Annotated in this window: 22 protein-coding genes and 14 tRNA genes; 14 read left to right on the plus strand and 22 right to left on the minus strand. The window is 62.7% G+C overall.

Translation table 11 applies throughout. The features are described 5' to 3' along the window. The first annotated feature begins 107 nt into the window (after window positions 1-107). Window positions 108-2,249, plus strand: a complete 2,142-nt coding sequence (locus tag C3418_RS06605) for an ExeM/NucH family extracellular endonuclease (RefSeq protein WP_103858182.1) — start codon at window positions 108-110, stop codon at window positions 2,247-2,249. 460 nt (window positions 2,250-2,709) lie between these two features. Here the strand turns inward: C3418_RS06605 and C3418_RS06615 are convergent. The 6 genes from C3418_RS06615 to gltX all read right to left on the minus strand — a co-directional run bounded on the left by C3418_RS06615 (window position 2,710) and on the right by gltX (window position 5,190). Continuing rightward, window positions 2,710-2,785: transfer RNA gene (locus tag C3418_RS06615), tRNA-Ala, on the minus strand. A gap of 34 nt (window positions 2,786-2,819) precedes the next feature. After that, window positions 2,820-2,895: transfer RNA gene (locus tag C3418_RS06620), tRNA-Ala, on the minus strand. Between the two features lie 48 nt (window positions 2,896-2,943). Then, window positions 2,944-3,019, minus strand: a tRNA-Ala gene (locus C3418_RS06625). Between the two features lie 63 nt (window positions 3,020-3,082). Beyond that, window positions 3,083-3,158 (minus strand) — tRNA-Ala (locus C3418_RS06630). A gap of 28 nt (window positions 3,159-3,186) precedes the next feature. Then, window positions 3,187-3,262 (minus strand) — tRNA-Ala (locus tag C3418_RS06635). 512 nt (window positions 3,263-3,774) lie between these two features. Then, the gene (gene gltX / locus C3418_RS06650) at window positions 3,775-5,190 is read right to left on the minus strand and encodes a glutamate--tRNA ligase (RefSeq protein WP_039040158.1); all 1,416 of its coding nucleotides are present in this window, start codon (window positions 5,188-5,190) and stop codon (window positions 3,775-3,777) included. A gap of 263 nt (window positions 5,191-5,453) precedes the next feature. Between gltX and C3418_RS06655 the strand changes: the two genes are divergently transcribed. The 3 genes from C3418_RS06655 (at window position 5,454) to C3418_RS06665 (ending at window position 8,818) form a co-directional block, all read left to right on the plus strand. Next, window positions 5,454-7,556: a methyl-accepting chemotaxis protein gene (locus C3418_RS06655; RefSeq protein WP_103858184.1), complete on the plus strand. Its 2,103-nt coding sequence runs from the start codon at window positions 5,454-5,456 to the stop codon at window positions 7,554-7,556. 99 nt (window positions 7,557-7,655) lie between these two features. After that, window positions 7,656-8,315: a LysM-like peptidoglycan-binding domain-containing protein gene (locus tag C3418_RS06660; protein WP_010675484.1), complete on the plus strand. Its 660-nt coding sequence runs from the start codon at window positions 7,656-7,658 to the stop codon at window positions 8,313-8,315. Window positions 8,316-8,608: 293 nt separating this feature from the next. Further along, complete coding sequence (locus tag C3418_RS06665; RefSeq protein ID WP_005297820.1) at window positions 8,609-8,818, plus strand: cold-shock protein; 210 nt, start codon at window positions 8,609-8,611, stop codon at window positions 8,816-8,818. A gap of 554 nt (window positions 8,819-9,372) precedes the next feature. Here the strand turns inward: C3418_RS06665 and C3418_RS06670 are convergent. The 8 genes from C3418_RS06670 to orn all read right to left on the minus strand — a co-directional run bounded on the left by C3418_RS06670 (window position 9,373) and on the right by orn (window position 10,884). Then, window positions 9,373-9,448: transfer RNA gene (locus tag C3418_RS06670), tRNA-Gly, on the minus strand. A gap of 24 nt (window positions 9,449-9,472) precedes the next feature. After that, window positions 9,473-9,548 (minus strand) — tRNA-Gly (locus C3418_RS06675). Window positions 9,549-9,586: 38 nt separating this feature from the next. Beyond that, a tRNA-Gly gene (locus C3418_RS06680) sits at window positions 9,587-9,662 on the minus strand. Between the two features lie 24 nt (window positions 9,663-9,686). Next, window positions 9,687-9,762: transfer RNA gene (locus C3418_RS06685), tRNA-Gly, on the minus strand. 114 nt (window positions 9,763-9,876) lie between these two features. Further along, a tRNA-Gly gene (locus C3418_RS06690) sits at window positions 9,877-9,952 on the minus strand. 32 nt (window positions 9,953-9,984) lie between these two features. Continuing rightward, window positions 9,985-10,060 (minus strand) — tRNA-Gly (locus C3418_RS06695). Window positions 10,061-10,085: 25 nt separating this feature from the next. Then, window positions 10,086-10,161: transfer RNA gene (locus tag C3418_RS06700), tRNA-Gly, on the minus strand. 177 nt (window positions 10,162-10,338) lie between these two features. Next, window positions 10,339-10,884 (minus strand): oligoribonuclease, encoded by a 546-nt coding sequence (orn, locus tag C3418_RS06705; protein WP_042014296.1) that lies wholly within the window; start codon window positions 10,882-10,884, stop codon window positions 10,339-10,341. Between the two features lie 91 nt (window positions 10,885-10,975). Here orn and rsgA point away from each other — a divergent pair, with 91 nt between their 5' ends. The 5 genes from rsgA to C3418_RS06730 are packed head-to-tail and all read left to right on the plus strand — an operon-like array spanning window position 10,976 to window position 13,817. Next, window positions 10,976-12,010, plus strand: a complete 1,035-nt coding sequence (rsgA, locus tag C3418_RS06710) for a small ribosomal subunit biogenesis GTPase RsgA (protein WP_039040203.1) — start codon at window positions 10,976-10,978, stop codon at window positions 12,008-12,010. A 29-nt stretch (window positions 12,011-12,039) separates the two neighbouring features. Next, window positions 12,040-12,912 carry an archaetidylserine decarboxylase gene (asd, locus tag C3418_RS06715; RefSeq protein ID WP_103858201.1) on the plus strand — a complete coding sequence of 291 codons (873 nt, stop codon included), beginning with the start codon at window positions 12,040-12,042 and terminating at the stop codon, window positions 12,910-12,912. Continuing rightward, a complete protein-coding gene (locus C3418_RS06720; RefSeq protein ID WP_103858185.1) occupies window positions 12,909-13,157 on the plus strand; it encodes a VF530 family DNA-binding protein in 249 nt (82 codons plus the stop codon). The genes asd and C3418_RS06720 overlap by 4 nt, the downstream gene beginning before the upstream one ends. A gap of 4 nt (window positions 13,158-13,161) precedes the next feature. Beyond that, a complete protein-coding gene (locus tag C3418_RS06725; RefSeq protein WP_010675489.1) occupies window positions 13,162-13,413 on the plus strand; it encodes a DUF2960 domain-containing protein in 252 nt (83 codons plus the stop codon). Window positions 13,414-13,415: 2 nt separating this feature from the next. Continuing rightward, complete coding sequence (locus tag C3418_RS06730; RefSeq protein WP_103858186.1) at window positions 13,416-13,817, plus strand: hypothetical protein; 402 nt, start codon at window positions 13,416-13,418, stop codon at window positions 13,815-13,817. A gap of 100 nt (window positions 13,818-13,917) precedes the next feature. On the opposite strand, the gene C3418_RS06735 is transcribed toward C3418_RS06730, so the two are convergent. Further along, window positions 13,918-14,412, minus strand: coding sequence for a hypothetical protein (locus tag C3418_RS06735; RefSeq protein WP_029314787.1), 495 nt, complete (start codon window positions 14,410-14,412; stop codon window positions 13,918-13,920). 166 nt (window positions 14,413-14,578) lie between these two features. Between C3418_RS06735 and C3418_RS06740 the strand changes: the two genes are divergently transcribed. After that, window positions 14,579-16,552: an EAL domain-containing protein gene (locus C3418_RS06740; RefSeq protein WP_103858187.1), complete on the plus strand. Its 1,974-nt coding sequence runs from the start codon at window positions 14,579-14,581 to the stop codon at window positions 16,550-16,552. Window positions 16,553-16,620: 68 nt separating this feature from the next. On the opposite strand, the gene rraB is transcribed toward C3418_RS06740, so the two are convergent. Further along, a complete protein-coding gene (rraB, locus tag C3418_RS06745) occupies window positions 16,621-16,956 on the minus strand; it encodes a ribonuclease E inhibitor RraB (RefSeq protein WP_103858188.1) in 336 nt (111 codons plus the stop codon). Window positions 16,957-17,337: 381 nt separating this feature from the next. Here rraB and C3418_RS06750 point away from each other — a divergent pair. Both C3418_RS06750 and C3418_RS06755 read left to right on the plus strand, forming a co-directional pair. Then, window positions 17,338-17,413 (plus strand) — tRNA-Phe (locus C3418_RS06750). Between the two features lie 5 nt (window positions 17,414-17,418). After that, a tRNA-Asn gene (locus C3418_RS06755) sits at window positions 17,419-17,494 on the plus strand. Between the two features lie 64 nt (window positions 17,495-17,558). Here C3418_RS06755 and C3418_RS06760 read toward each other — a convergent pair. Both C3418_RS06760 and C3418_RS24675 read right to left on the minus strand, forming a co-directional pair. Further along, a complete protein-coding gene (locus tag C3418_RS06760; RefSeq protein ID WP_103858189.1) occupies window positions 17,559-17,780 on the minus strand; it encodes a hypothetical protein in 222 nt (73 codons plus the stop codon). A gap of 155 nt (window positions 17,781-17,935) precedes the next feature. Continuing rightward, window positions 17,936-18,070 (minus strand): hypothetical protein, encoded by a 135-nt coding sequence (locus C3418_RS24675; RefSeq protein ID WP_081000980.1) that lies wholly within the window; start codon window positions 18,068-18,070, stop codon window positions 17,936-17,938. 236 nt (window positions 18,071-18,306) lie between these two features. Here C3418_RS24675 and C3418_RS06765 point away from each other — a divergent pair, with 236 nt between their 5' ends. Both C3418_RS06765 and C3418_RS06770 read left to right on the plus strand, forming a co-directional pair. Further along, complete coding sequence (locus C3418_RS06765; RefSeq protein ID WP_103858190.1) at window positions 18,307-19,584, plus strand: alpha/beta hydrolase; 1,278 nt, start codon at window positions 18,307-18,309, stop codon at window positions 19,582-19,584. Window positions 19,585-19,681: 97 nt separating this feature from the next. Beyond that, entirely contained in the window at window positions 19,682-23,242 is a 3,561-nt protein-coding gene (locus C3418_RS06770; protein ID WP_103858191.1) for an ATP-binding cassette domain-containing protein, read from the plus strand. Window positions 23,243-23,297: 55 nt separating this feature from the next. Here C3418_RS06770 and C3418_RS06775 read toward each other — a convergent pair whose 3' ends face one another. From C3418_RS06775 to C3418_RS06790, 4 genes are all read right to left on the minus strand, one after another. Further along, entirely contained in the window at window positions 23,298-23,504 is a 207-nt protein-coding gene (locus tag C3418_RS06775) for a YgdI/YgdR family lipoprotein (protein WP_041215736.1), read from the minus strand. A 183-nt stretch (window positions 23,505-23,687) separates the two neighbouring features. Continuing rightward, complete coding sequence (locus C3418_RS06780) at window positions 23,688-24,971, minus strand: rhodanese-like domain-containing protein (protein WP_372587213.1); 1,284 nt, start codon at window positions 24,969-24,971, stop codon at window positions 23,688-23,690. Between the two features lie 38 nt (window positions 24,972-25,009). Beyond that, window positions 25,010-25,930 (minus strand): glutaminase B, encoded by a 921-nt coding sequence (gene glsB, locus C3418_RS06785; RefSeq protein WP_010675499.1) that lies wholly within the window; start codon window positions 25,928-25,930, stop codon window positions 25,010-25,012. Between the two features lie 96 nt (window positions 25,931-26,026). Further along, entirely contained in the window at window positions 26,027-26,359 is a 333-nt protein-coding gene (locus C3418_RS06790) for a YggL family protein (protein WP_039040181.1), read from the minus strand. Window positions 26,360-26,366 lie beyond the last annotated feature (7 nt).

Raw genomic sequence — 26,366 nt, forward strand, 5'->3', positions numbered from 1 at the left:
TGTGCGTTGGTTCACTGGTCAGAGCTGCCAGAAATGTGACAATGCGCGCCCTTGGCCACGATGCCAAGGCTATGGAAACACTGGCAAAAATAAAAAAAGGAATACCCATGAAAGGAACACCTACCCTGCTGTCGCTGGCCGTGGGGCTCGCCCTCGCGTCCCCGTCTCTCTACGCCGCCGGCTTCAGTTGCCCGGCCGACAGTGCCCTCACCCCCATCCCCGCCATCCAGGGCAGTGGCGACAAGAGCCCCCTCGTCCCGGACGATCAGTTCGAAAGCGCCCAGAGCGTCTCGGTCAAGGCGGTGGTCTCGGGTCTGGGGGAAAGCCTCAACAAGGGCTTCTACCTGCTGGATGTGCAGGGGGACGGCAACCCCGAGACGTCGGACGGCATTTTCGTCTACCTCAACGACAAGAACTTCGCCAGCAAGTACCCGGACATCCAGCCGGGCGCCCTGGTCTGTCTGGAGGCCAAGGTCGAGGAGTATTACGGCCACACCCAGCTCAAGCCCCTGTTTGACGGCAGCACGCCGCGCCTTACAACCCTGGCCCAGGGCGCCGCCCCGGCCGCCACGGCGCTGCGGGTACTGGAGGGGGAAACCCTGGCCCGGGCCCTGGAGCGTCACGAAGGGATGCGGGTGCGCCTCGACGCCGACAGCGCCCTCAAGATAAGCCGCAACTTCAGCTACGACTATGCCGCCCGGCGCAACAACCTGGTGCTCGCTCACGGCGCCCCGCTGATGAAGCCGACCCAGCTCCATGTGGCGAGCAGCCCCGAGGCCGTGGCGCTGGCCGAGGCCAACGCCAGCAACCGCGTCTTCCTCGAGTCGGACGTCAAGGCGGGGGACGGCAAGCTCCCCTGGCTGCCCGCCTGGGAGCCGGAGCAGGGTTACCTGCGCATCGGCGATGCCCCTGTCAATCTGGAGGCCATGGTCGGCTACAGCTACAACGAGTACCGCCTGATCGTGCCCCGGGATCAGACCATCACCGCGGGGGATCTGCTGCGCACCAGCGACAACGACCGCCAGAGCGCCCCGGCCCGCCTGGATGGCACTGACCTTCGCATCGGCAGCTTCAACGTGCTCAACTACTTCACCAGCCACTCCAGCGTGGGGGGCGCCCTCAACGTGCTCTGTGCGGATCAGGCGGATGCGGACAGCGCCAAGGGTTGCAACCGCGGCGCCAAGAGCCTGGAGGAGTTCCAGTTGCAGCGCGCCAAGATCGTCAACGCCATCACCGAGATGGACGCCGACCTGCTCGGCCTGATGGAGATGGAGAACAACGGCTTTGACGAGCACGCAGCCCTCCACGATCTGGTGGAGAGCCTCAACGCCAGGCAGAAGGAGGCGAGCAAGCACTACGCCTTCGTCACCCTGCCCAAGGCCCTGCTCACGGAGGATCGCTTCTTTGGCGGCGACGCCATCATGGTGGCCATGATCTACCGCCCCGCCCTGCTCACCCCGAGCGGGGATGCCGACGTTATCCCCCTGCCCCAGCAGCGCTACACCACGGGCGGCGTCACCAAGAGCGCCGGTCAGCGGGACTCCCTGGTCCAGCGCTTCACCGTGGCGGGCAGCGACGCCCCCCTGACCCTGGTGGTCAACCACCTCAAGTCCAAGGGGTCGGGCTGCTATGAAAACGGAGATGGCAAGACGGAGCCTGCGGACCTGCAGGGCAAGTGCACCGAGTTTCGGGTGAGCGCCGCCAAGGTGCTGGGGGAGGCGGTGAGCAAGATGCCGGGCCAGGTGCTGCTGGTGGGGGACTTCAACTCCTACGCCAAGGAGGATCCCATCCGTGTGCTGACCGACTATGCGCCGGTCGCGGGGGAGCGCCAGATCCGCTCCGCCTCCCACACCTACATCGGCGACAAGCCCTATGAACAGATGGGCCAGACGGTGGCCAAGGGTTACGGCCTGGTGGATCTGAACGTCAAGTTCAACCAGGAGAAGGCCATCTCCTACAGCTACGAGGCCGAGCTCGGCACCCTGGACTACGCCCTCGCCAACCCGGCGCTGGCTGACAAGGTGGTGGCGGTGGCCGACTGGCACATCAACTCCTTCGAGAGCAACCTGTTCGAATATGGCAGCGCCTACACCGGCGATCTCATCAAGTCGGACAACCCCTTCAGCGCCTCGGACCACGACCCCGTCATCGTCGACCTCAAGCTCAAGGAAGCGAGCAAGGGGGGTGGCGGCGCCATGGGCGCCCTGCTGCTGGCCCTGTTGCCACTCGCCTGGCGGCGCCGTCGCTAAGACGCGGCATCCTCGATGCCAGGTGCAAAGCCCGCGATGATCGCGGGCTTTTTTTGTGCCAGGGCCATTTGAATAACAAATGCAAAGGGCCACATCATGGGACTAATAAATACCTTGTTGCCCCACCCCGCCCCTTTCCCGGGGGGCTGGCACCCTGCCGACGGGGAAACCCGGTGCTGACACCAGGGGCCGGATAGCGTATCCCGCAGGCTGCCGAACGAACCAACCGCCACGCGGTAGAGGATGGCATCGTGCAGCCCGCGCCATGGCCATGGCGGCATCGGCGCCAATCCCCACCCTCACCCCCGTCAGCGGCGGCCAGGGCCGCTGATGCCCTCGCGGACAGGGTGAAACGCCATTTGCCAGACAAATGCAAAGGGCGAGATCATGGGAAATCCAAATGACAGGCAAACAAAAAGGCCACCGCGATGCGGTGGCCTTGGTGCTTTCTTGCGAAAGATGGTGGAGCTACGCGGGATCGAACCGCGGACCTCTTGCATGCCATGCAAGCGCTCTCCCAGCTGAGCTATAACCCCGATGTGTGTGAGTGACGCTGAATCACTCTGAATTTGGTGGAGCTACGCGGGATCGAACCGCGGACCTCTTGCATGCCATGCAAGCGCTCTCCCAGCTGAGCTATAACCCCAAATTCGGTACTGAATGAATGGTTCTGGCGGCCATTCATCCTCAATAATGGTGGAGCTACGCGGGATCGAACCGCGGACCTCTTGCATGCCATGCAAGCGCTCTCCCAGCTGAGCTATAACCCCACAAAGGTTGGCCTGGGTGATACACACCGCACTGCCCTGGGTACTTCATATCAATCGGGAACCTGGTGGAGCTACGCGGGATCGAACCGCGGACCTCTTGCATGCCATGCAAGCGCTCTCCCAGCTGAGCTATAACCCCTTGGATTCCAGATTGTTCGAGGAGAATTTGGTGGAGCTACGCGGGATCGAACCGCGGACCTCTTGCATGCCATGCAAGCGCTCTCCCAGCTGAGCTATAACCCCAACTCACCTCGGCGCTACCAAAGTTATCTCTGGCAACGGAGGCGCATGATAGGCATCACCCGCTTTGCTGTCAACCCAAAATTCTCGCCCACTGGAGCGTTTAGTCAAAATTCAGGCAGTTAGCTGTTTTTACCGCCAACCTCATCGCTATGTCGCTGTTTTACGTCGCAAATCCGCTTGAGGCCAAAATACGAAGGGCCCCGTCAGGGGGCCCTTTTCATGCCATGGCCGATGTTTACTCAGCGGCCATGCGCGCGTCGATATACGCCAGGGCGCGATCGATACGGGCGAGGACCCGCTCCTTGCCCACCAGCGCCATCACGGCATCGATGGCAGGGGAAAGATTACCCCAGACCGGTGACGGCAATGTGCGGCGGCAAGCTTACTCGGCGGCCATGCGCGCTTCGATATACGCCAAAGCGCGATCGATGCGGGCGAGGACCCGCTCCTTGCCCACCAGCGCCATCACGGCGTCGGCGATGCCAGGGGCTGACCCGTATCGGCGCTCTGAATTACTCGGCGGCCATGCGCGCTTCGATGTAAGCCAGTGCGCGGTCGATGCGGGCGAGGACCCGCTCCTTGCCCACCAGCGCCATCACGGCGTCGATGGCAGGAGACTGGCCCAGACCGGTGACGGCCACACGCAGCGGCATGCCGACCTTGCCCATGCCCTGACCCAGCTCGGCGGCGGTCGCTTCAATCAGCTCGTGCAGCGCCTCGGTGGTCCAGGTCTCCAGGGCCGCCAGCTTGGTCTTGGCCAGCGCCAGCGGCTCGGCAGCCACACCGCGCAGGTGCTTCTTGGCAGCGGCTTCGTCGATGGCCTCGTACTCTTCGAACAGATAGCGGCTCTGGGCAGCCACCTCCACCAGGGTGTTGCAGCGCTCGGCCAGCAGGGTGACCACGTCGGCCAGCGCCGGGCCATTGCTGGTGTCGATCTGCTGGTGTTCCATGTGCCAGGCCAGGTGCTTGGCCACATAGGCCGGATCCAGGCTGCGCATGTAGTGGTTGTTCAGCCACAAGAGCTTGTCGGTGTTGAAGGCGGAGGCGGACTTGGAGATGGCATCCAGGCTGAACAGCTTGATCATCTCGTCGAGGGTGAAGATCTCCTGATCCCCGTGGGACCAGCCCAGACGCACCAGATAGTTCAGCAGCGCTTCCGGCAGGTAACCGTCGTCGCGGTACTGCATGACGGAGACGGCGCCGTGGCGCTTGGAGAGCTTGGCGCCGTCGTCACCCAGGATCATGGAGACGTGGGCAAACTCCGGCACCGGCGCGTTCAGGGCCTTGTAGATGTTGATCTGGCGCGGGGTGTTGTTGATGTGGTCTTCGCCACGCACCACGTGGGTGATCTCCATATCCCAGTCATCGACTACAACACAGAAGTTGTAGGTCGGCGCACCGTCGGTACGGCGAATGATCAGATCGTCCAGCTCGGTGTTGGCGAACTCGATGCGGCCACGGACGTGGTCATCGAACACCACGGAGCCTTCGGTCGGGTTGCGGAAACGGATCACGTGGGGCGCATCGGCCGGGTGATCGTGGGCGCCATCCCGGCACTTGCCGTCATAGCGGGGCTTCTCGCCGTTGGCCATCTGGCCTTCGCGCAGCGCTTCCAGCCGCTCCTTGGAGCAGTAGCACTTGTAGGCGCGGCCGTCAGCCAGCATCTCGTCGATGAGGCCGTTGTAGCGATCGAAGCGCTTGGTCTGGTAGTAGGGGCCCTCATCCCAGTTCAGCTCCAGCCATTCCATGCCCTCAATGATGGCGTCGATGGCCTCCTGAGTGGAACGTTCCAGATCGGTATCCTCGATACGCAGCACAAACTCACCGCCCTGGTTCTTTGCAAACAACCAGGAATAGAGTGCGGTACGGGCACCGCCGACATGCAAAAAGCCGGTCGGGCTGGGAGCAAAACGGGTTTTGACTTTCATCTTTAAGCCTTGTGTAGAGGGCCTTGGGCCAATTCGTTAAAAAAACCGTCGCATTTTAGCACCGACAATGACGGATGGGAAAACCATGGCGAGGCAGAGGGTAAAATAGGGTCTATTCCCGCAAAAACCGCTGTTTTAGAGTGATGTCTCAGAATTTTCCCTTTTTTCCCGCTTAGCTAGGCGAGGTCGCTGGAGAGATCTCCCGCACAGCCGATACTTCAGTCACCCCGTCAACGAACCCTCAACGATACAAGGAACGCGCGATGCAGTTTCGTTCTATCCAGAATCGTATCCTGGTACTGGCCGGTGTCGCCATGACCACGGCCCTGGTCATCCTGATCCTGCTCAACCAGTATTCAGGCCGGCAGACCCAGCAGCTCACCATCGACTCCAGCCGCGCCGCCCTGCAACAGGAGGCGTGGCAGAAGGTGAGTGCCAACGCCCGTGCCGAGGCCGCCACCATCACCCAGCTGCTGCAAAAGGGGCTCTCCTACACCCAGCAGATGGCCAGCGTCTTCGCCCGCCAGCAGGAGGGCAAGCTGCCGCTGGATCGCCAGCAAGCCACCGATCTGCTCAAGGCCCAGCTTGCCCTGGAGCCCCAGCTCTATGGCGCCTTCGCGGGCTTCGAGCCCAACGGCTTCGACGGCCAGGATGCCAGCTTCGCCGGCCAGAGCGCGCTCGGCAGTGACGACAAGGGGCGCTTCGTTCCCTACTTCTATCGCGACAAGGATCAGATCGGCAGCGATCTGCTGCTCTCCATCGAAAAGAGCGATCCGGACGAGTTCGGCAACCCGGCCAACGACTACTACGCCTGCCCGAAACGGGAGGGGCGCCCCTGCCTCATCGACCCCTTCAAGGTGGACATCAACGGCCAGCAGGTGCTGGTGAGCACCATCACCACCCCCATCCTGGTGGATGGCCAGTTCAAGGGCATCGCCGCGCTGGATCTGGCGGTGGACTCCATCAGCCGTCAGGCCCAGTCTCTCAACAGCAACATCTATGACGGCAAGGGGGAGACCCTGATCGTCAGCGCTGCCGGCGTCATCACCGGTACCAGCGGCGACGCCAGCCTGCTCGGCAGCCGCGCCGACAAGCTGCTCGGCAACGGCTGGCAGCAGTATCTCAAACCCGAGGTACAGCGCCAGGAGCTCGACGATGCGTTTCGCATCTCGGTGCCCATCGCGGTGCCCGGCATGGCCCGCAACTGGGCCATCATCGTCACCCTGCCCTACAAGGTGGTGCTGGCGGGAGCGGACGAGCTGGCACGCCAGCTCACCGACATGAACCGCGCCGCCATGACCCAACAGCTCATCGGTGCCCTCATCGTACTGGCGCTGGCCCTTGGCACCATGCTGGTCATTGCCCGCAGCATCACGGGCCCCATCCGCCAGATGGTGAGCCTGGTGGATGACATCGCCGACGGCGAGGGGGATCTCACCAAGCGCCTGGAGAGCCGCTCCCGGGACGAGCTGGGGGCCCTGGCCCGGGGCATCAATCGCTTCATCGACAAGCTGCAGGCCTTGCTCGGGGATGTGCAGAAGACCGCGAGCGAGGTCCATCGCCACGCCGGGGATACCGATCGCATCGCCGGCCAGACCGACAACAACCTGCAGCATCACCAGGCGGAAATGGAGCAGATGCTGACCGCGGTGCAGGAGATGTCCTACGTCAGCCAGGAGGTGGCCACCCACGCCAACAACACCGCCGACTCCGCCAAGCAGGCCCAGAGCGCGGCGGACGAGGGCAAGGTACGCTTCCAGCGGGTGATCCACTCCATGCACAAGGTGGCCGCCGAGGCAGGCAAGGGAGCCGAAGTGGTGGAAGGGCTGGCTCACGACAGCGAGCAGATCACCAGCATCCTCACCGTCATCCAGGGGATCGCCGATCAGACCAACCTGCTGGCACTCAACGCCGCCATCGAGGCGGCCCGGGCCGGCGAGCAGGGGCGCGGTTTTGCGGTGGTGGCCGACGAGGTGCGCAAGCTGGCGGGCAACACCCAGCAGGCGGTGCAGAATACCCAGGAGCTGATCGACAAGATCCGCCACAGCTCCACCAACGCGGTCAACGCCATCCAGCAGAGCCAGCAGCTGACCCATCAGGCGGTGGGGGAAGCGGATCAGGCGGAGGCGGCCCTCGGCAGCATCTTCCAGGCCATCGCCACCATCAACGACATGACCTACCAGATCGCCTCCGCCGCCGAGGAGCAGAGCTCGGTTTCCGAGACCGTCTCCGGCAATCTGTCAAAAACCAGCGCACTGGCCAACGACATCGCCAGGGACGCCACCAGCACGGCCAACGCCAGTCAGGCCTTGCGTCAGGCGGCGGAACGTTTGCAGCAATTGTTGGGTCAGTTTCGTCTCAGCTGATAATTTTCATGCTCCGGACTCTCCCCCTCGGGGACGAGTCCGTTTACCATAGGCGGCATATTTGCCTGATGGCAGGCAATGTAGTGAGAGGTAAATGCCGTGCCCACCCCGGACCGTCGCCCACGTGGCCATAACAGACGAGCCCAGCAGCGTCGCCAAGACGAATCACAAGGAACCCTGCTCCAACGTATCAACGCGGCTACCCTGCCCCTGCGTCAGCGTCTCGGCCAGGGCATGAGTGGCCTGGGTCAGCGCAACAAGGAGCCGAAGGCGGCCTCGTTCAAGCTGGCAAGTCCCCTGCCCCGCAAACACACCATAGGGTTGCTGGTGCTGATCCCGCTCTGGCTGCTGGTGCTGGCCTGGGAGCCCGCTCCCGCCGCCCCGACCACGGCGCCGTCAGGCTCCCTGGCGGTCCCCCTGGCCGTGCCGGCCCAGGCCCTGACCGTCGGCAACGCCGGTGAGCCCCAGGCCGCCAAGCCCGTCGAGGAGAAAGTGGATGGCACCTGGTTGCAGCACGACGTGCAGGCCGGTGAAACCCTCTACTCCATCTTCCGCAAGTTCGAGCTGCCGGGGGCCGAGCTCAGCCGGCTCATCGCCATCGAAGGGCCGGACAGGCCGCTGACCCGGCTGCAGTCGGGCAAGTCGGTGTTCATCCTGGTGGACACCAGCCGCCGCATCCAGCGGGTCGAGGTCCGCTCTCTCGGTCAGGTCAGCTACCGCTACGACCGCCAGGGGGAAGGGTTCGCCCTCAAGGAATAAGGGGCTCGACCACCCCCCTTATGTAGACGGGAGGCCATGGCTTCCCGTTTTTTTTGATGTGAAGCATGAAACAAGCTGCTGACTTCACAATACTTTTAGCTCGCTCAAAAAATGAAAAGTGCCAAATTGACAAGGGATCGGGCTCCAGTACAATCGGTCAGGCTTTAGACAGGGATTGTGCTACATGCTACTGGGACAAAGAGACGTGGTCAGTCATGCTTCAACCCCTGACTTCCAGGCAAATGCTGCCCAACCAGGCTTAGTTTCATTTTGTTATAGATAGGACTTACCACATGTCTGACATTCGCACCGGCCAAGTAAAATGGTTCAACGAAACCAAGGGTTTTGGCTTCATCGAGCAATCCCAGGGACCGGACGTTTTCGTTCACTTCTCCTCCATCCAGAGCGCAGGTTTCAAGACCCTGGCTGAAGGTCAAAAAGTCCAGTTCACTGTGACCCAGGGCAAAAAAGGCCCTCAGGCCGAGAACGTCACCGTTATCTGAGCCAGCGCCAGTGAACCCGTAGGAGGAGCCATCGCCCCTCCTATTTTTTTGCCCGCGATCTTTCCTTCCCGACCGGCAGAGCTCTTGCCGGGCTTGCCATCCCCACCTGCAAGCCGCTTATGGCCGCCACCAGCCGCTATAAATCAAAATTATGAGTTTTGGTTAAATGCCCCGGTTTTAACTTATAGCGAGCCACTGTCTGTCATTCAGGCCCTGCCAAGCCTGTTAGCCGAGCGCAAAGGGTTGTGCCCGATCTCCGGGAGGCTATTAGCAAGCAATACATCTTGGTCTTATGACTTGGGATGTGCGGGGAAGAGAGAAAGCAGGCAAACGCCGGATACGACAAATCATCGCGGCGCTATGTGATGGGCAATTCAAAGGGATTATGAGGACGTCGAAGAGAAATTGGAGCGGGAAACGAGACTCGAACTCGCGACCCCAGCCTTGGCAAGCGCGGGCCATGCTCTACCAACAGGACGCGGCAGTGATGGTACTGAGAAACTGGATTCGTGTACTTGGGGGAGAGATTGAATTCGAAGGGTTCGAAGAGAGATTGGAGCGGGAAACGAGACTCGAACTCGCGACCCCGACCTTGGCAAGGTCGTGCTCTACCAACTGAGCTATTCCCGCAACAGGATGTCATCTGCAAGTGATTGGAGCGGGAAACGAGACTCGAACTCGCGACCCCGACCTTGGCAAGGTCGTGCTCTACCAACTGAGCTATTCCCGCAACGGAATATCACTTACACATATCTACTGGACACTGTTTGGAGCGGGAAACGAGACTCTAACTCGCGACCCCGACCTTGGCAAGGTCGTGCTCTACCAACTGAGCTATTCCCGCAACAGAATGTCATCTGCAAGTGATTGGAGCGGGAAACGAGACTCGAACTCGCGACCCCGACCTTGGCAAGGTCGTGCTCTACCAACTGAGCTATTCCCGCATCGGAATATCACTTACATATTTTTGGAGCCAGCAACGAGAATCGCGCTCGCTACCCCGACCTTGGCAAGCACTGAACATGCTCTACCAACGCGGTGACTCCGGCACTGCATATTGGAGCGGGAAACGAGACTCGAACTCGCGACCCCGACCTTGGCAAGGTCGTGCTCTACCAACTGAGCTATTCCCGCAACATGGATTGTCTTGAGGCTGTGCTGATGATTGGAGCGGGAAACGAGACTCGAACTCGCGACCCCGACCTTGGCAAGGTCGTGCTCTACCAACTGAGCTATTCCCGCATCGGAACGTCATCAGCAAACATTTTGGAGCGGGAAACGAGACTCGAACTCGCGACCCCGACCTTGGCAAGGTCGTGCTCTACCAACTGAGCTATTCCCGCAAAACCTGAAAACAGACCGTACAGCATTTGGTTGCTTGCGCTACTGTACGGGAGCCGAATTATAAGAGCAGACATTCCAATTGCAAGGGCTTTTTTGTCTGGTTGCAGCCGTTCGCTCAAAAGCTGGCCGAACTGCTGATTTTAGCAACCGAACGACGGCAACCCCTTGCCAGCCACTCAGATTTTGAAGACGTGGGCGCGGTAGAACTGCAGTTCGGCGATGGATTCGCGGATGTCGTCCAGCGCCTGGTGGGAGCCACTCTTCTTGAACTGATCCAGCAGTTCAGGCTGCCAGCGACGGACCAGCTCCTTGATGGTGCTGACGTCCACGTTGCGGTAATGGAAGAAGGCTTCCAGATCGCTCATGTGCTTGACCATGAAGCGGCGATCCTGGCCGATGCTGTTGCCGCACAGGGGGCTGGTGCGCTCCGGCACCCACTGGCGAATGAAGGCGAGGGTCTCGGCAACGGCCTTGGCCTCGTCGTATTCACTCGCCTTGACCCGGGCCACCAGCCCGCTCTTGGTGTGGGTGTTGACGTTCCAGTCATCCATCTTGCCCAGCTCTTCCTCGCTCTGGTGGATGGCGATGACCGGCCCTTCGGCCAGCACGTTCAGGTCCTTGTCGGTGACGATGGTGGCGATCTCCAGTACCACGTTCTCTTCGGGGTCCAGACCCGTCATCTCCATGTCGATCCATACCAGGTTCTGCGCGCTGACTGTCATGATTGCTCTCTCTATTGGGAGGAATGGCGGAATTTTGCCAATTTGCATGTATCATACTGGCTTTGAATCTGTTCATAAACTGGCAAACCCCGTGGCAAAGAAAGCAAAACTCAATCTGGGTCAACAAAGGCGCGTCCAGGCCAACCGCGAGCGGCGGCTGCAAAAAGAGCACACCACAGTGGTAGATGACACCCTGTTCGGCCCCGCCATCGAAGGGGTGGTGATCAGCCGTTTCGGCCAGCACGCGGATGTCGAGGCGAGCGATGGTGCCATCCACCGCAGCAACCTGCGGCGCAGCAGCATCAGCAGCCTGGTGTGCGGCGACAAGGTGGTGTGGCGCCCCGGCCTCAATGCCGCGACTGCCGGCGTCATCGAGGCGGTGCATCCGCGCCACTCGGTGCTGACCCGGCCGGACTTCTACGACGGGGTCAAACCCATCGCCGCCAACATCGACCAGATCATCATCGTCTCGGCGGTGATGCCAGAGTTCTCCACCAATATCGTCGACCGCTACCTGGTGGCGGCAGAAGATGTGGAGATAGCGCCCCTCATCGTGCTGAACAAGGTCGACATGCTCGATGACGCAGCCCGCGCCCGTATCGAGCACCAGCTCGAGACCTACCGCAAGCTCGGTTACGAGGTGCTGCTGGTGAGCTGCGAGAGCGGTGAGGGCATCGACGCCCTCAAGGCGGCGCTCACCGACAAGATCAGCATCTTCGTGGGCCAGTCCGGGGTGGGCAAGTCGTCCCTCACCAACGCCCTGATGCCGGGGCTGGACGTGCTCACCGGCGAGATCTCCGAGAACTCGGGGCTCGGCCAGCACACCACCACCACGGCGCGGCTCTACCACTTCCCGAGCGGCGGCGATCTCATCGACTCCCCCGGGATCCGCGAGTTCGCCCTCTGGCACCTGGAAGCCGACCGCATCACCTGGTGCTTCGTCGAGTTTCGCGACTACCTGGGTGGCTGCAAGTTTCGCGACTGCACCCACAAGGATGATCCCGGCTGCGCCCTGCGCGCCGCGGTTGAAGCGGGCGCCATCAGCGCCGATCGCTTCCACAACTACCACCGCATCCTGGAAACCATGCAGGAAGCCCGCCACGGTCGCCAACAGGCGCGGCTGTGACCCGTTCAACTCATTCCCAGATGAAGATCATGAGCATCACTGACAACCTGAAAATTGCCGGTCAATACTGCCTGCCCAAACACGCCCTCTCCCGCCTGGTGGGCAAACTTGCCGCCGCCGAAGCGGGCAACCTCACCACCAGGGTGATCGAGGCCTTTATCAAGCAGTACCAGGTCGACATGAGCGAGGCGCTGCACGAGAGCCCTGCCCACTACAAGAGCTTCAACGAATTCTTCACCCGCGAGCTCAAGCCCGGCATCCGCCCCGTGGTGGAAGACGCCATGACCCTGGCCCTGCCGGTGGATGGCACCGTCAGCCAGCTCGGGCCCATCAGCCAAGGTCGCATCATCCAGGCCAAGGGCCACGACTACAGCGCCCGCGAGCTGCTGGGGGGCTATGAGGATCTGGTGGCCCCGTTCAAGGATGGCGACTTCGCTACCATCTATCTGGCACCCAAGGATTACCACCGCATCCACATGCCGCTGGACGGCGTGCTGGAGAGCATGGTGTTCGTGCCGGGGGATCTCTTCTCCGTCAACCCCCTCACCGCCGAGAACGTGCCCAACCTGTTTGCCCGCAACGAGCGGGTGGTGGCCACCTTCCGTACCCCCCACGGCCCCATGGCCCTGGTGCTGGTCGGTGCCACTATCGTCGCGAGCATCGAGACCATCTGGGCCGGCAACATAGCGCCGACCAAAGAGAAGAAGGTGGTGCGCTGGGACTACACCGGCGATGAAGCCATCAACCTGCAAAAGGGGGCCGAGATGGGCCTGTTCAAGCTGGGCAGCACAGTCGTCTGCCTGTTTGGCCCGGGCATGCTGGCCGGTTTCGAGCCGCACCTGGCCAACGGGGTCACCACCCGCATGGGTCAGCCCTTTGCCACCCTGGCGGCGCAAGCATGAGCAATCAACCCGCTTCCCAGAAGAACAACCCGCTGCACGGGCTGACCCTGGAGGCCATCGTCACCGCCCTGGTCGCGCACTATGGCTGGGAAGCGCTGGGGCAGCAGATCAATATCCGCTGCTTCACCGATAATCCCAGCATCAAGTCCAGCCTGAAGTTCTTGCGCAAGACCCCCTGGGCCAGAGAGAAGGTCGAAAGCCTCTATCTGTACGTCCAGCGCAAGCAGGCCAAAGAGAAGGAGTGACGCCATGGCGTTCAAGATTACCTACACCTACAAGAAGCAGGCCAGGGAGATTGGCTACGCCAACGACAAGTTCAACAGCATCTATGATGCCGTTGCCGCCGCCGAGGGGATCGATCTGACCCGCTTCCACGCCATGGAAGAGCAGCTGGCCCAGGTGTGCCGCCGCGACAAGAAGAGCGTGAAGGATTACCGGGAGAACTACTTCAAGGAGCTGGGCTTCTCCAACATCGTCATCGAACGGGACGCCAAGGAGTAACCATGCGTACCTTGACCCTGATGGCGGCCACCCTGCTGCTGGCCGCCTGCAACACGACACCGAGGGAGCCCCTGGTCGGCGCCGATCGCGACGAACATGGCTGCATCGGCAGCGCGGGCTATCAGTGGTCGGCGCTGGCAGGACAGTGCGTGCGGCTGTTCGAGCAGGGCATTCGCCTCAACCCGATCGATGCCGGTCAGACCGTCAGCGCCTTCGTGCTGTTCAATGCCGATCAGAGTCAGGCCGAGCTGACCCTGCCAGAGGGCGAGCCGATCCGGCTGATCCGCCAGGGCGAAGAGGGCAACTGGTCCTGGCAGGGCGGTGGCTATCAGCTCTTCCCCTGGAAGGGGTATATGCTCAAAGCCGGCGACCATGTGCTCTATCACGGCGATCTGACCCCCTGAGCCTCTGGCGTCATCTCTCCCCTCACGCCCTGATGGGCGCGGAGCAGGCATAAAAAAACCCCGTTGCACGCAACGGGGTTTTTCATGATACCCGGCAGGATCAGTTGCCGAGGGTGGAGAACAGGCTCTGTTCCAGGCTGCCGCGGGAGACGCACACGGGGGTGATGGAGGGAGCCAGTACCCGCTCGCCGGAGGACTCGACGAAGTAGAGCTGGGTGTTGCCTTTGACGTTGACGGTCGCCACGCTGTTGTTGCCGCTCTGGGTGATGATCAGGTTGATCTGCAGGTTGGGGTTGCCCAGCGCTACCTTGGACCCCATGGTGCCGCAATCCAGCCACTCCAGGCCATCGGCCGAGTTTTCCACGTTGGCGGTCATCAGACCGGCACCACGCTGGCTGTTCTCGATGTTCAGGCCGTGATCGCCGAACCACTTCTCGGCACGGGCCCACACCAGATCCACCGGGATCGCCATCTCCTGGGTGTTGTTGGTTGCCTTGGCAACCGGCGGGGTATAGCGATACTGCTCGCCGCCGTTGTTGTCGCTCGCACAACCCACCATCAACAGGGCCAGGGCGCCCCCCATTATCTTCTTCATGCTGCTTCTCTCATCCATAAGGCCATAGGCCGACCGGCGGCTATTATGGCGATCGCGACACAGGCTGTCAGCAGGGATCCGCACAAATGGCGTACTCTTAACCCAGGCTTTACAAAACCCACCTGTTATCATAGATTTGCTCGAAGTCTCCCCCGTGAGTGCTCTCGTGACTTCTTCGCTCTCCCTGGCGCTGCTGCAGCAGATCATCGACCAGTTACCCATGAATATCTTCTGCCGGGACAAGCACGGACGGTACCTGTTTGCCAACAAGGCATTCGCTAGGGAAGCCGGCCTGCAAGATCCGAGCGAACTCATTGGTAAGAGCGATGCCGAGATGCCCTGGGGGGATGTATTCCGGGAGGAAGATGACCGCCTGCTGGCCGACGGCAAACCCCTGCTGCACCAGCAGCTCCATTGCCACAGCGGCGAAGGCGCCAGCTGGATGGAGATCAACAAGGTTCCCCTGTATGACGAGCACGGCGATCCCATCGCCCTGTTTGCCATGGTCAGCGCCATCGATCAGCGCAAGGAGCTGGAGCAAACCTTCCGCCAGCAGCAGTTGCTGCAACGCCGCCTGCTGGATGCCATTCCCGACCTCATCCGTCTCGAGGATCACCAGGGCGTGCTCATCGACTGCAACCAGGCCTTTCTCGACTTCATGGGGCTGGTGGCAAGCGAGGCTCTGGGTCGGCGCGTCCCGCCCCGGCTGCCCGTCGAACAAACCCTGGGCCAGGGGGAGTATTGCGTGGTGGATGCCCAGGGCAGAGGCCGCCATCTGGAGGTCACCCGGGTCGAGGTGCCGGATGACGAGGGCAACTCCCTCGGCATCCTTACCCTGAGCCGCGACATCACCGGGCTGCGCACCACCCAGGCCCAGTTGCAGCAGGAGCAGCACTACGACAGCCTGACCGGCCTGCTCAAGCTCTCCCACTTCCTCCAGACCAGCCGTCATCTGGGCGCCCGCAAGGCCAGCCTGCTGCTGGTGGATCTGCAACATTTTCGCGAGATCAACGATCGCTTCGGCATACGGGTCGCCGACCGCCTGTTGAGCCAGGTGGCCCGTCGCCTGCAACGACTGGCGCCGCCCCAGTCCCTGCTCTGCCGGGTCGCGGCGGATGACTTCGCCCTGCTGCTGCCCGAGCTCCCCCTCTCTCTGGATACGTGGAGCCGCAACCTGCAGCAGGAGCTGATGACGCCCTACCAGGTGGAAGAACACAGGATTCAGATCCCGGTGTTCCTCGGCATCGCCCATGGCAAGGCCAAGGATGCCGAGCGTCTGCTGAGCCACGCCGAGGCCGCCCTGGCCCAGGGCAAGCGCCAGCAGCAGCACTGTACCCTGTTCGACCCCGCACTCGATGCCAAGCTCAAACGCCGCCAGCTCATCGCCGCCCAGTTGCCACTCGCCATCAAGTCCGCCGAACTGACCGCCGTCTACCAGCCCATCATCTGCACCCACAGCAACCGGCTGCACGGTGCTGAGCTGCTCTGCCGCTGGCCCCATCCCGAATTCGGCATGATCTCCCCCGACGAGTTCATTCCGCTGGCGGAGGAGCTGGGGCTCATCGGCCAGCTCGGCCAGCTGATGCTGGAGCTCGGCTGTGCCCAGCTTGCCCGCTGGCAGGTAGCGGCCCCGGATCTGGTGCTCTCCATCAACCTCTCGCCCCTGCAGTTCCGCGATCCCGAGCTCTGCCCGCAGATCTTCGACTGCATCGCGCGCCACGGGCTCGCCCCCTGGCAACTGGAGCTGGAGATCACCGAAGGGGTGCTGATGGAGAATGCCGACGAGATAGAGAGCAACCTGGCCAGCCTCATCGAGGCGGGCTTCCAGCTCGCCATCGACGACTTCGGCACCGGCTACTGCTCCCTCGCCTATCTTCCCAGGCTGCAGGTGGCGACCCTCAAGCTCGACAAAAGCTTCACCCAGGGGCTGGCCACCAACCAGGCCACCACCGCCATCGTGCGTTCCGTCATCGGGTTGGGCCATGAGCTTGGCATCAAGATCACCGCCGAAGGGGTGGAGACGCCGGAGCAGCAGGCCTGGCTGGTGCAGGTCGGTTGCGATCGGCTACAAGGCTATCTGTTCAGCCGTCCCCTCCCATCGGCCGAGTTTGCCCGCAGCTACCAGCTGCCGGAGCAGTAAGCCAGCAACAACAAGGCCACCCAAGGGTGGCCTTGTTGTTTTTGCAAAGCGTGCATGATCTGGCGCACTTACTCCTGGAAGTAGGTGCCCCAGCCGTCGTAGTCCACCCCGTATTTCTCGAGGATGGGCAGCATCTTCTCGATGTCGGCGACGATGGTGTCGATGTCCAGCTTGCACTCCACCATGGCGTCGAAACAGAAGATGGTGGCGCCGTCGTCCAGCTCCATCTCCTCGGCGTCGGTCACGTCGAAACCGGCCTTGAACAGATCGAGCGCCGCCTTCTCCAGCAGATCGAACTTCTGGCAGGCAAAGTGGTGCTCAATCTCGTAATCCAGATCCGGGTTGCTGCCATCGGCCAGCAGCTCGTTGACGATGGCGGCGGTCTCTTCGCGCCACTCTTGCATATTGGTATTCATATAAACCCCAGGCGGTGTTGGATGGATGTCACCCCTGCCAGCCGCGTCGGCCCGGACCATGGCCAGGGGATGAGTGCGGCAAAGCATACCCTCAGAGCGCGGCAGGCTCAATCGATGGGCCAAGATAACTGGCGCCTCTCCCGGCTTGGCGCCAGCGGGCAGCCCTCGGCACGTCAGGCAGCCCGCCATCCTTCATGATGTTCTGCTGGCCGTCGGCCCACCCTGCCCCGCAGGCGCCCCTCTTTTCATGGTTAAAACGGGGAAATCGGTCCAATCATGGGAAGATTGCTCGGATATCGAGCGAACGGTACATCAATCTGCGGCCTGTGGTTGACACCTCAGTCCAGAAAGGGTTTAATGCGCGCCGTTGCCCAGATAGCTCAGTCGGTAGAGCAGGGGATTGAAAATCCCCGTGTCGGCGGTTCGATTCCGTCTCTGGGCACCAACTATTCCTCCTTAGTTCAGTCGGTAGAACGGCGGACTGTTAATCCGTATGTCACTGGTTCAAGTCCAGTAGGAGGAGCCAAATTCGAAAGGCCCGCTCAGATGAGCGGGCCTTTTTGCATCTGTCATTTACTCACATGCCGGGGCTAGTAGTGGTTTTCGTCCCCATGCCATATGTGTCCGGCCGAGCAGGCCCGGGCGACTTCGTGGCAGGGGTCGTCCGCATGGCGGCGGAAGAAGTGCTGATCCTGTTGCAGCAGGAGCGAACTCATCGAGTGGCTCATGCCAGCCAGTGCCTCGCCAGCGGTCAATCCTGCAACCCGGTGATCTGTGGCCAAATGAGCCAGGACTTTTTCACGACTGTTCATGATCGCCTCCCTCTGTGGATCCGGTCGTAAATTGACCATAGCAGCCGTGCTCTGCATACCGCAAACCCGCGCCCGCAAAGGGCTACAGGCAGGTCCCGACCTTCTGTTCCGGCATGAAAAAACCCGCTCATGACAAGCGGGTCTGTTTCACTCAGCTAACCGCCATTGCAGGCCGCCAGCAACAGAGTGGCACCACAGGTGGCGCTGAACACCAGCAAACCCGCCTGCAGCACCCCCTCCGGATCCCTCTGTGTGCGTCTCTTGCGAACACGTATCCATCTCGGCTTCATCGAGCCAACTCCATCCAGTTTCCTGCACCCGGGGTGCTGACCTATCCCTGCCCATCCCGGCAGGCGGCTCATCTTTGTCCAGTTGCAGCCCGCCGTCAACTGCGGCGAAACCACACCTTGTACGGCACCGACCTCAGACTCCATCTCTGTTAACAATCTGGAAAACCGGCGTGACCCGCTCCTGCGCCAGGGCTATGATGAGGCCGACGATTTGCCTACCCTCAGGGAGACCCCAGATGAGCAGCCCCTTGCACTATGCGCTGGATGGCATCCATTGCGAGCCACACTTTTTTACCGTGCCCCTCGACCACCAGCATCCCGACGAGGAGGCGACCCTCACCCTGTTTGGCCGCACCCTCTGCCGCAAGGACAAGCTGGATGATGGCCTGCCCTGGCTGCTCTATCTGCAGGGGGGCCCGGGTTTTGGCGCACCTCGCCCGACCGCCGATGGCGGCTGGATCAAGCGGGCCCTGCAGGAGTTTCGGGTGCTGCTGCTCGATCAGCGCGGCACCGGCCACTCCACCCCCATCAGTGCTGACGCCCTGGCGGGGATGACCCCAGGTGAGCAGGCGGACTACCTCGGCCATTTTCGCGCCGACAGCATAGTGCGCGACGCCGAATGCATTCGCGAGATGCTGAGCCCAGGGCGCCCCTGGAGCCTGCTCGGCCAGAGTTTCGGCGGCTTTTGCAGCCTCACCTACCTCTCGTTGTTCCCAAGGAGCCTGCACGAAGTCTACCTCACCGGCGGCGTGGCCCCCATCGGGCACAGTGCGGATGAGGTCTACCGCGCCACCTACCAGCGGGTAGCGGACAAGAACCGCGCCTTCTTCACCCGCTTCCCCCATGCACAGGCCCTGGCCAACCGGCTGGCCAATCACCTGCACCACCACGACGTGCGCCTGCCCAACGGCCAGCGCCTAACGGTGGAGCAGTTGCAGCAGCAGGGGCTGGATCTGGGGGCCAGCGGCGCCTTCGAGGCACTTTACTACCTGCTGGAAGACGCCTTCATCGGCGAACGCCTCAACCCCGCCTTCCTCTATCAGGTGCAGGCCATGCAGCCGTTCAACACCAACCCGGTGTTCGCCATCCTGCACGAGCTCATCTATTGCGAAGGGAGTGCCAGCAACTGGGCGGCCGAGCGGGTGAGAAGGGAGTTCCCTGCCCTGGCCTGGGCGCCAGGCAAAGATTTCGCCTTCACCGGCGAGATGATCTTCCCCTGGATGTTCGAGCAGTTCCGCGAGCTCATTCCCCTGAAGGAGGCCGCCCACCTACTTGCCCAGAAAGCGGACTGGGGTCCCCTCTACGACCCGGCGCAGCTGGCCCGCAACACTGTGCCGGTGGCCTGCGCCGTCTATGCCGAGGACATGTACGTGGAGTTTGACTTCAGCCGCGACACCCTGAAGGGACTTGGCAACAGCCGCGCCTGGATCACCAACGAGTACGAACACAACGGCCTGCGGGTCGATGGCGAGCGGATCCTGGACCGGCTCATCCGCATGAACCGGGATCGCTGATCCCGCCGGGCGCACGCCCGCAGCAAGACAACAAGTTCGAGGGCGGCCCATGAGCCGCCCCGCCCATGGAAGCAACACAAAACAACAAGGACACCCATTGGATCATCCGGAAATCTCGGCCGGCTGGCTGAGTCGCCTCTTCTATCGCTGGACCGGCCCGCTGCTGCGCAAGGGGCTGACCCAGCCCCAGGTCAGTCTCGACGATCTCTATCCCCTGCTGCCGGAAGACAGGCGCGACGGCCGCGCCGACGCCTTCCTCGCGCTCACCGCCCGCCAGCCGGTGCGACCCTGGCCCCTGACCGCCTTTATCTGGCGCCATTACAAGGGACGAATTGGCCTGCTCACCCTGCTGCAACTGCTCGGCATGCTCGCCACCCTGACCAGCCCCTGGCTGCTCAACCACAGCATGACCCAGCTCGGCACCGATGCCACCACCGGCCACAAGCTGCTGCTGGCCCTGGCCCTGTTCGCCTCCGTGCTCGCCGCCGGCATGCTGGCGGAGCACTCCTTGCAACTGGCCCTCAAGATGCACGTGCCCATCCGCCGTCTGCTGGCCGAATCCCTGCTCGCCAAGGTGATGAAGCAGGGTGGCAAGAGCTTCGACGACAGGGCCGGCGGCCGGGTTCAGAACCTCATCAACCGGGACGTGTGGGACATTACTTGGATCCTGGCTGACCCCGCCATGCCGGTCACCATGGCGCTGCAACTCATCGGCACCATCGCCCTGCTGGTGTGGCAGGTGGGCAGTGCCGGTCTGGTGGGCTTCGCGGTGCTGGCCCTGCTGCTGCTCATTTCCACCCGGGTAGTACGGCGCATGAACCAGCAGGAGCAGCAGCTCAAGCGCCAGCAGGATGAGCGCAACGGCATCCTGGCGGAATACATCAAGAAGCTGAGGCTGGTACGCCAGAACGGGCTTGGCCCCTTCTTTACCCGGGCGGCCAACACCAAGCGCCAGCAGGAATTGGGGGTGCTGGGCCAGGTGCTCAGGCTCGATGCCATCAACGAAGGGCTGATGCTGAGCACTCCCCTGCTGGTGACCCTGGCCACCTTCACCACCTACCTGGCGTCGGGCAACACCCTCACCCTGCCCCAGGTGTTCACCACCATCGCCCTGTTTACCGTGCTGCGCATCCCCATGATGCGACTGCCCTACCTCATCCGCACCCTGATCAACTTCAACACCGGCTTCAACCGGCTGTGCGAGTTCCTGAACAGCCCGGAGCAGCACCGGGAACTCGATGATCCCGCCCTGCCGGCGGGGGCCCTCCACCTGGAAGGCGTCAGTGCCCTGCACCAGAAAAAACCGGTGCTCGAGGGAGCCAACCTCGCCATCGCACCGGGGGAGCTCGTGGGGATCACCGGGGCCACCGGGGCGGGCAAGAGCTGCCTGCTGCATCTGGTTGCCGGCTTTGACAGCGAGTTTGCCGGCAGCATCCGTCGCCACGGCCGGGTTGCCCATCTGGGCCACAAGCCCTGGCTGATGAACGACACCATCCGCAACAACATCCTGTTCGGCCAGCCCTGGCACGTCGAGCGCTATCGTTGGGTGCTCGGCGCCTGCGCCCTCACGGCCGATCTCGCGCTGCTCAGCCACGGGGATCAAACCCTGGTGGGCGAGCTCGGCACCCGCCTCTCTGGCGGCCAGCAGCAGCGGGTCGCCCTGGCTCGCGCCCTCTACGCCCGGGCCGATATCCTGCTGCTGGACAACCCCTTGTCTGCGCTCGACCCCATGGTCGCGGCCCAGGTACTGGAGCAGGGGCTCGCCTTCAAGCCGGGGCCGACCCGGCTCCTGGTGAGCCACGATCCGGATGTGCTGGCCAGGTGCGATCGGGTGATCCGCATCGAGCAGGGGCGCCTGGTGGAGCTCGATGCCCACCAGTTGGCGGATCTTGTCCAGCATCCCCAGCCCGCCCCGCCGGTGCCCCCTCAGGAGGCGGAGCAGTTCAGCGAGGAGAAAGTGGTGGAGGGCAAGGTGGACTGGGGGCTGTTTGGCTTCATGTGGCAGCGCCTCGCCGCCCCCGGTGCCATCCTGCTCGTCCTGCTGCTCACCCTGGGCCAGGAAGGGCTGCGCATCGCCTCGGATCTCTGGCTCGGCGGCAAGGCCGAGGTGAGCGACGTCACGACCCTGCTCGGCATCTATGTGCTGCTGGGGGCGGGCTCCCTCGCCTGCATCATGGCGGTGCGAGTCATCAACTACAAACTCGGCCTCAAGCTGGCCTGGACCCTGTTTGACGGCATGCTGGGGCGCATCAGCCGCGCCCCCATGGCCTTCTTCGACAAGGTGCCCCAGGGGCGCATCCTCAACCGCTTCGACCGGGATCTGGGGGAGGCGCAAGAGATGCTGCTCTCCATGCTGGTGGGACTGTTCGGCATGCTGGTGTCCGTGGCCTTGCAGGTGGTGGTGATCGGCATCAATATTCCCCTGCTGCTGCTCATCGCTCCCCTGGTGGGATGGGCGCTCTATGTGTTGCAGCGCCGCTACCGGGCGGTGCAACTCAAGCTGCGGCGCCAGTCCTCGGTGCTGCGCTCCCCGCTCTACATAAGCATCAGCGAGACCATCCGCGGCGCCCCCGCCCTGCGCCTGGCAGGGGCCGAGCGTTTCGCGCTGGACCAGGTGCTGCACCACTATGACAACAACCTGCGCAGCTGGTACACCACCACCTCCATCAACCGCTGGCTCGGCATGCACCAGACCCTGCTCTCCGCCGCCCTGGTGGGGGCCGTGGCACTCATGGTGGCCTTTGGCAACAGCCCGCTGCTGGGGGCGGTTGCCATCACCTATGCCTTTACCGCTTCCGCCATGCTCAACTCCCTCATCCGCACCTTCGCCGAGGTGGAACAGGTGATGAACGCGGTAGAGCGGGTGCGCGAATACAGCGAAATAGAGAGCGAACGCCAGGAGGGAGAGGCCCTCGCCACCCCTCACCCCGCAGTGCGCTTCGACAACCTGGGGCTGCGCTACCCCCAGACCAGCCAGTGGGCGCTGCACAAGGTCAACTTCGAACTGGCCCCAGGTGAAAAGGTGGGTGTGTGCGGGCGTACCGGGGCAGGCAAAAGCTCCCTGCTGGGGGTATTGCAGGCCATGTATCCCGCCTCCCAGGGGGAGATCTTCTACGGCAATCAGCCACTGTCACGACTTGCACCGGAGGCGGTGCGTGATCTCTACGACACCGTCTCCCAGATCCCGCTAACCTTCTTCGGTAGTCTGCGGGCCAACCTGGCGCCCCTGACCGAGCATGAGGACGCCGTGCTTGAGCAGGCGCTTGCCCGGGTGGGCCTCGCCGAGCGCTGCGCCGGGCGGCTGGATGAGGATCTCGACAGGCTGCAACTCTCCGCCGGCGAGACCCAGTTGCTGGTGATCGCCCGCATCCTGCTGTCGCGCCGACCGCTCATCGTGCTGGACGAGGCCACCTCGGATCTCAGTCACGGCGGCATGCGCAAGATGGCGGAGCTGCTCTACCGCTACCGGCCGGAGGCCAGCTATCTGGTGATCGCCCACCACCTGGAGCCGCTCTTGTCGGTGGACAAGGTGGTGGTGATGGAGGCCGGCACCGTGGTGGAGCAGGGGTCGCCGGTGAGCCTGCTGGCCAACTCCCACTCCCGCTTCCACCAGCTGTTTGCCGGCCAGGTCAACCGTCAGGTGCCCCAGACGGCATGAGCGCCAAAAATAACAAGGGCTGCCCCCGGGCAGCCCTTGTTGCTTGAGGAGAGCCTCAACGCTCCATGATCTGGGTGATGTCGTCCTTGTTGATGTGCACCTCCCGCCCCTCTTCATCGTAATAGCGATACATGCCTGTGGTCTCGTCCAACCTGGGTTTGCTGTCGGTGGCAATCATCTTGCCATCCTTGGTGCTCATGATGTATTGGGAGCTGCACCCCGCCAATCCCAACAGACAAACCAGCATCATCACAGCTTTCATCACTCTCCCCTTCTTCACGCTCACCATGGCGGTGATAGATGAAGCCTAGCTCAACCGGATGGCCCGTTTACCTTGATTGCAGCAACAGGATTCACAGAAAGAATCCACCTGCTATAGCCATTGAAAATGATCTATCAAGAAAAGAAAGACCGGACATCTGTCCGGCCTGCTCTGGATTATTAGTTACTTGCCCGGCTTGCGCTCGCCGGTGACGGTGGGGTTGGCCGGATCCATGCTCCACTCGAACCAGCCGCCGTCGTAGACGCTGATCCGCTTCCAGTCCATCAACCAGGCGTAGAAGAACGCCTCGGAGGCGCGCCAGCCGGTGCCGCAGTAGAAAGCGGCCTGCTGGGTCGGCTCGATATTCCACTCATCCCACATGGCGAGGATCTCGCGGGCGGGCTTCATGGTGCCGTCCGGGTTGTGGAAGTCGCTCATGCTGTTGGCATCCACCCCGCCGTGACCCCATCTGGCCCCGGGAATGTCCCCCTTGGGCTTGATGTAGCTGTAGCCCGAGGTATTGCCCACGAACTCGTCCCAGGTGCGCACGCTGACCAGGGCGCCGTCCGGCTGCTTGAGCAGGGCCTTGGCCTGGTCAAGGGTGGTGTAATACTCGGGATGGGCCGGGATGGCCACGCCAAACTCCTTGGCCGGGGTGAACTTGTTGGCCAGCCCGGTCTCGGTGCGCAGATGCTGCACGAACCAGGCCTCCAGCCCGCCATCCAGCAGCCGCACATCCTCGACCCCCGCATACATCATCAGATGGGCCGCACGGGCCGCCGCCATGGTGTTGCGGCCATAGAGGATGACGGTGGTGTCATGACGGATGCCGTTCTCCAGCAGCAGCGCCTTGAGCGCCTCGTCAGAGACCTTGTTCCACAGCGGCTCCCCTTCCAGCCGGTTGGTGTCGATGTAGCCGGCTCCCGGAATGTGGCTCAGCAGATAGGCCTTGGGGGATCCCCAGTCCACCTCGAACACCTTCCACTCCCCCTTGGGGGCGGCGATGACCGGTTTGCCTGCCTGCAAGTCTGCCAGCCAGAGCGGATGGACCAGCTGCTGCCAGCGTGCCAGATGCTCCCGGGGCGCCTCTTTCCATCCCTGCAGCTCGAACAGCTGCTTGATGCCCTGCTGGCGCAGCAGACGGGCCACCTCGGCCACCTCGCGAGGGGGGCCATAGAGGGCGACGGGTTTGTCGGCCTTCAACCCCTTGCTCACGAGTGCCGCAGGCCACTCCTCGTCACTGTATTTCCACTCTGCGGAGAGCAGCTCGGCACCGGCCACATGGCCCCCCTGCTTCTCCCCGTCCATGGGCCAGCCTTGGTAGAAATAGCTCGGGCGGGTATCCAGGATCACCGCCTCCTTCCCCTTGGCATCCGCCAGGGAGAGCGGGGGCAGCTCGGCGGCCAGCGCGGGCCAGGCACACCAGATCAGCAAGGCGGTCAGGCAGCTTCGCCACAGTCCAGTCATTCGTTTCATGATGTCGTCTCGATGCATAGTGAAGAGAGTTAAAAAATGGAGCGGCCCAGGCGCTCGGCCAGCAGCTCCAGCGCCGCCGTCCCGGCCAGGGAGTTGCCCGCCTTGTTGAGCTCGGGTGACCAGACGCAGATGGAAAGCTCTCCCGGGATCAGCGCCATGATGCCGCCCCCCACCCCGGACTTCCCCGGCATGCCGACCCGGTAGGCGAAGTCGCCCGCCTCGTCATAGAGGCCGCAGGTGGCGAGCAGGGCATTGACCTGCTTGGTGGTCCGGGCCGGCAGCAGGGGCGTGCTCTCGCCAAGAGGGACGCCCCGGTTAGCCAGATAGACGAAGGCTCGTGCCAGATCGACGCAGCTCATGCGGATGGCGCAGGCATTGAAGTAGCTCTGCAATACCTTGTCCACCTCGTTCTCGAAGTTGCCATAGGCCTTCATCAGATAGGCGATGGCGGCATTGCGGGCGGAGTGCTGGTACTCGGAGCGCGCCACCACCTGATCCGCCATGATGGCCGGGTTGCCGCACAGGCGGCGTACCAGCTCCAGAGTGCGTTGGCGAGGAGCGGTGAGCCGGGTTTCCAGCAGATCGCTCACCACCAGGGCACCGGCGTTGATGAAGGGGTTGCGGGGAATACCCTGCTCGAACTCCAGCTGGACGAGGGAGTTGAACGGCTGGCCGGAGGGCTCCTTGCCCACCCGGGCCCAGATCTCCTCCTCCTGATAGAGGGTCAAGGCCAGCGTGAGGCTCAGGGCCTTGGAGATACTCTGGATGGAGAAAGGCTCGAAAGCGTCACCTGCGGTGAACAATTCCCCTTCAACGGTACAGACCGCGATCCCCAGCCGGTCGGCAGGCACCTGGGCCAGGGCGGGAATGTAATCGGCCACCTTCCCCTGCCCGAGCAGCGGACGCACCTCTTCCAGGATGCCGGCCAGTAATTCGGATGACAACACCATTGGCTATTCCATGACGTGAAACGAGGCGGGGCCAGCCCACCGACAAAAATCCCGCCGGCGGCGGGATTTTCTATCTGCCCGGGAGGCAGTCAGATATCAGGCCGGCTCGCCGTACCAGAGATCGAACAGCTCGGTGACCACCACGGCCTCCAGCCCTTTGCCTTGCAGCCAGGTCTGAACGGCGGAACGGTCTTCGTCGGTGCACTTGCCGAGCTGCTGGGTGCAGATCATCCCTTCCCAGGCCAGGTGACCCGAGCCGGCGAAGGCCAGCTTGCGAGGCTCAATCACCTCGTCGATCAGCGCATCGACCACGGCATCAATGGTCTCTTCGGCGGTGCCGACCGGGAAGTTGAAACTGATGTCGAACCCCATTTCCTGGAATTCATCGACGCGCAGTTTCTTACGCAGACGGCGGCTACGGTTGGCCATGAAAGCT

It is taken from the genome of Aeromonas sp. ASNIH8 (genome assembly GCF_002919855.1).
In the GTDB taxonomy this organism is placed as follows: domain Bacteria; phylum Pseudomonadota; class Gammaproteobacteria; order Enterobacterales; family Aeromonadaceae; genus Aeromonas; species Aeromonas caviae.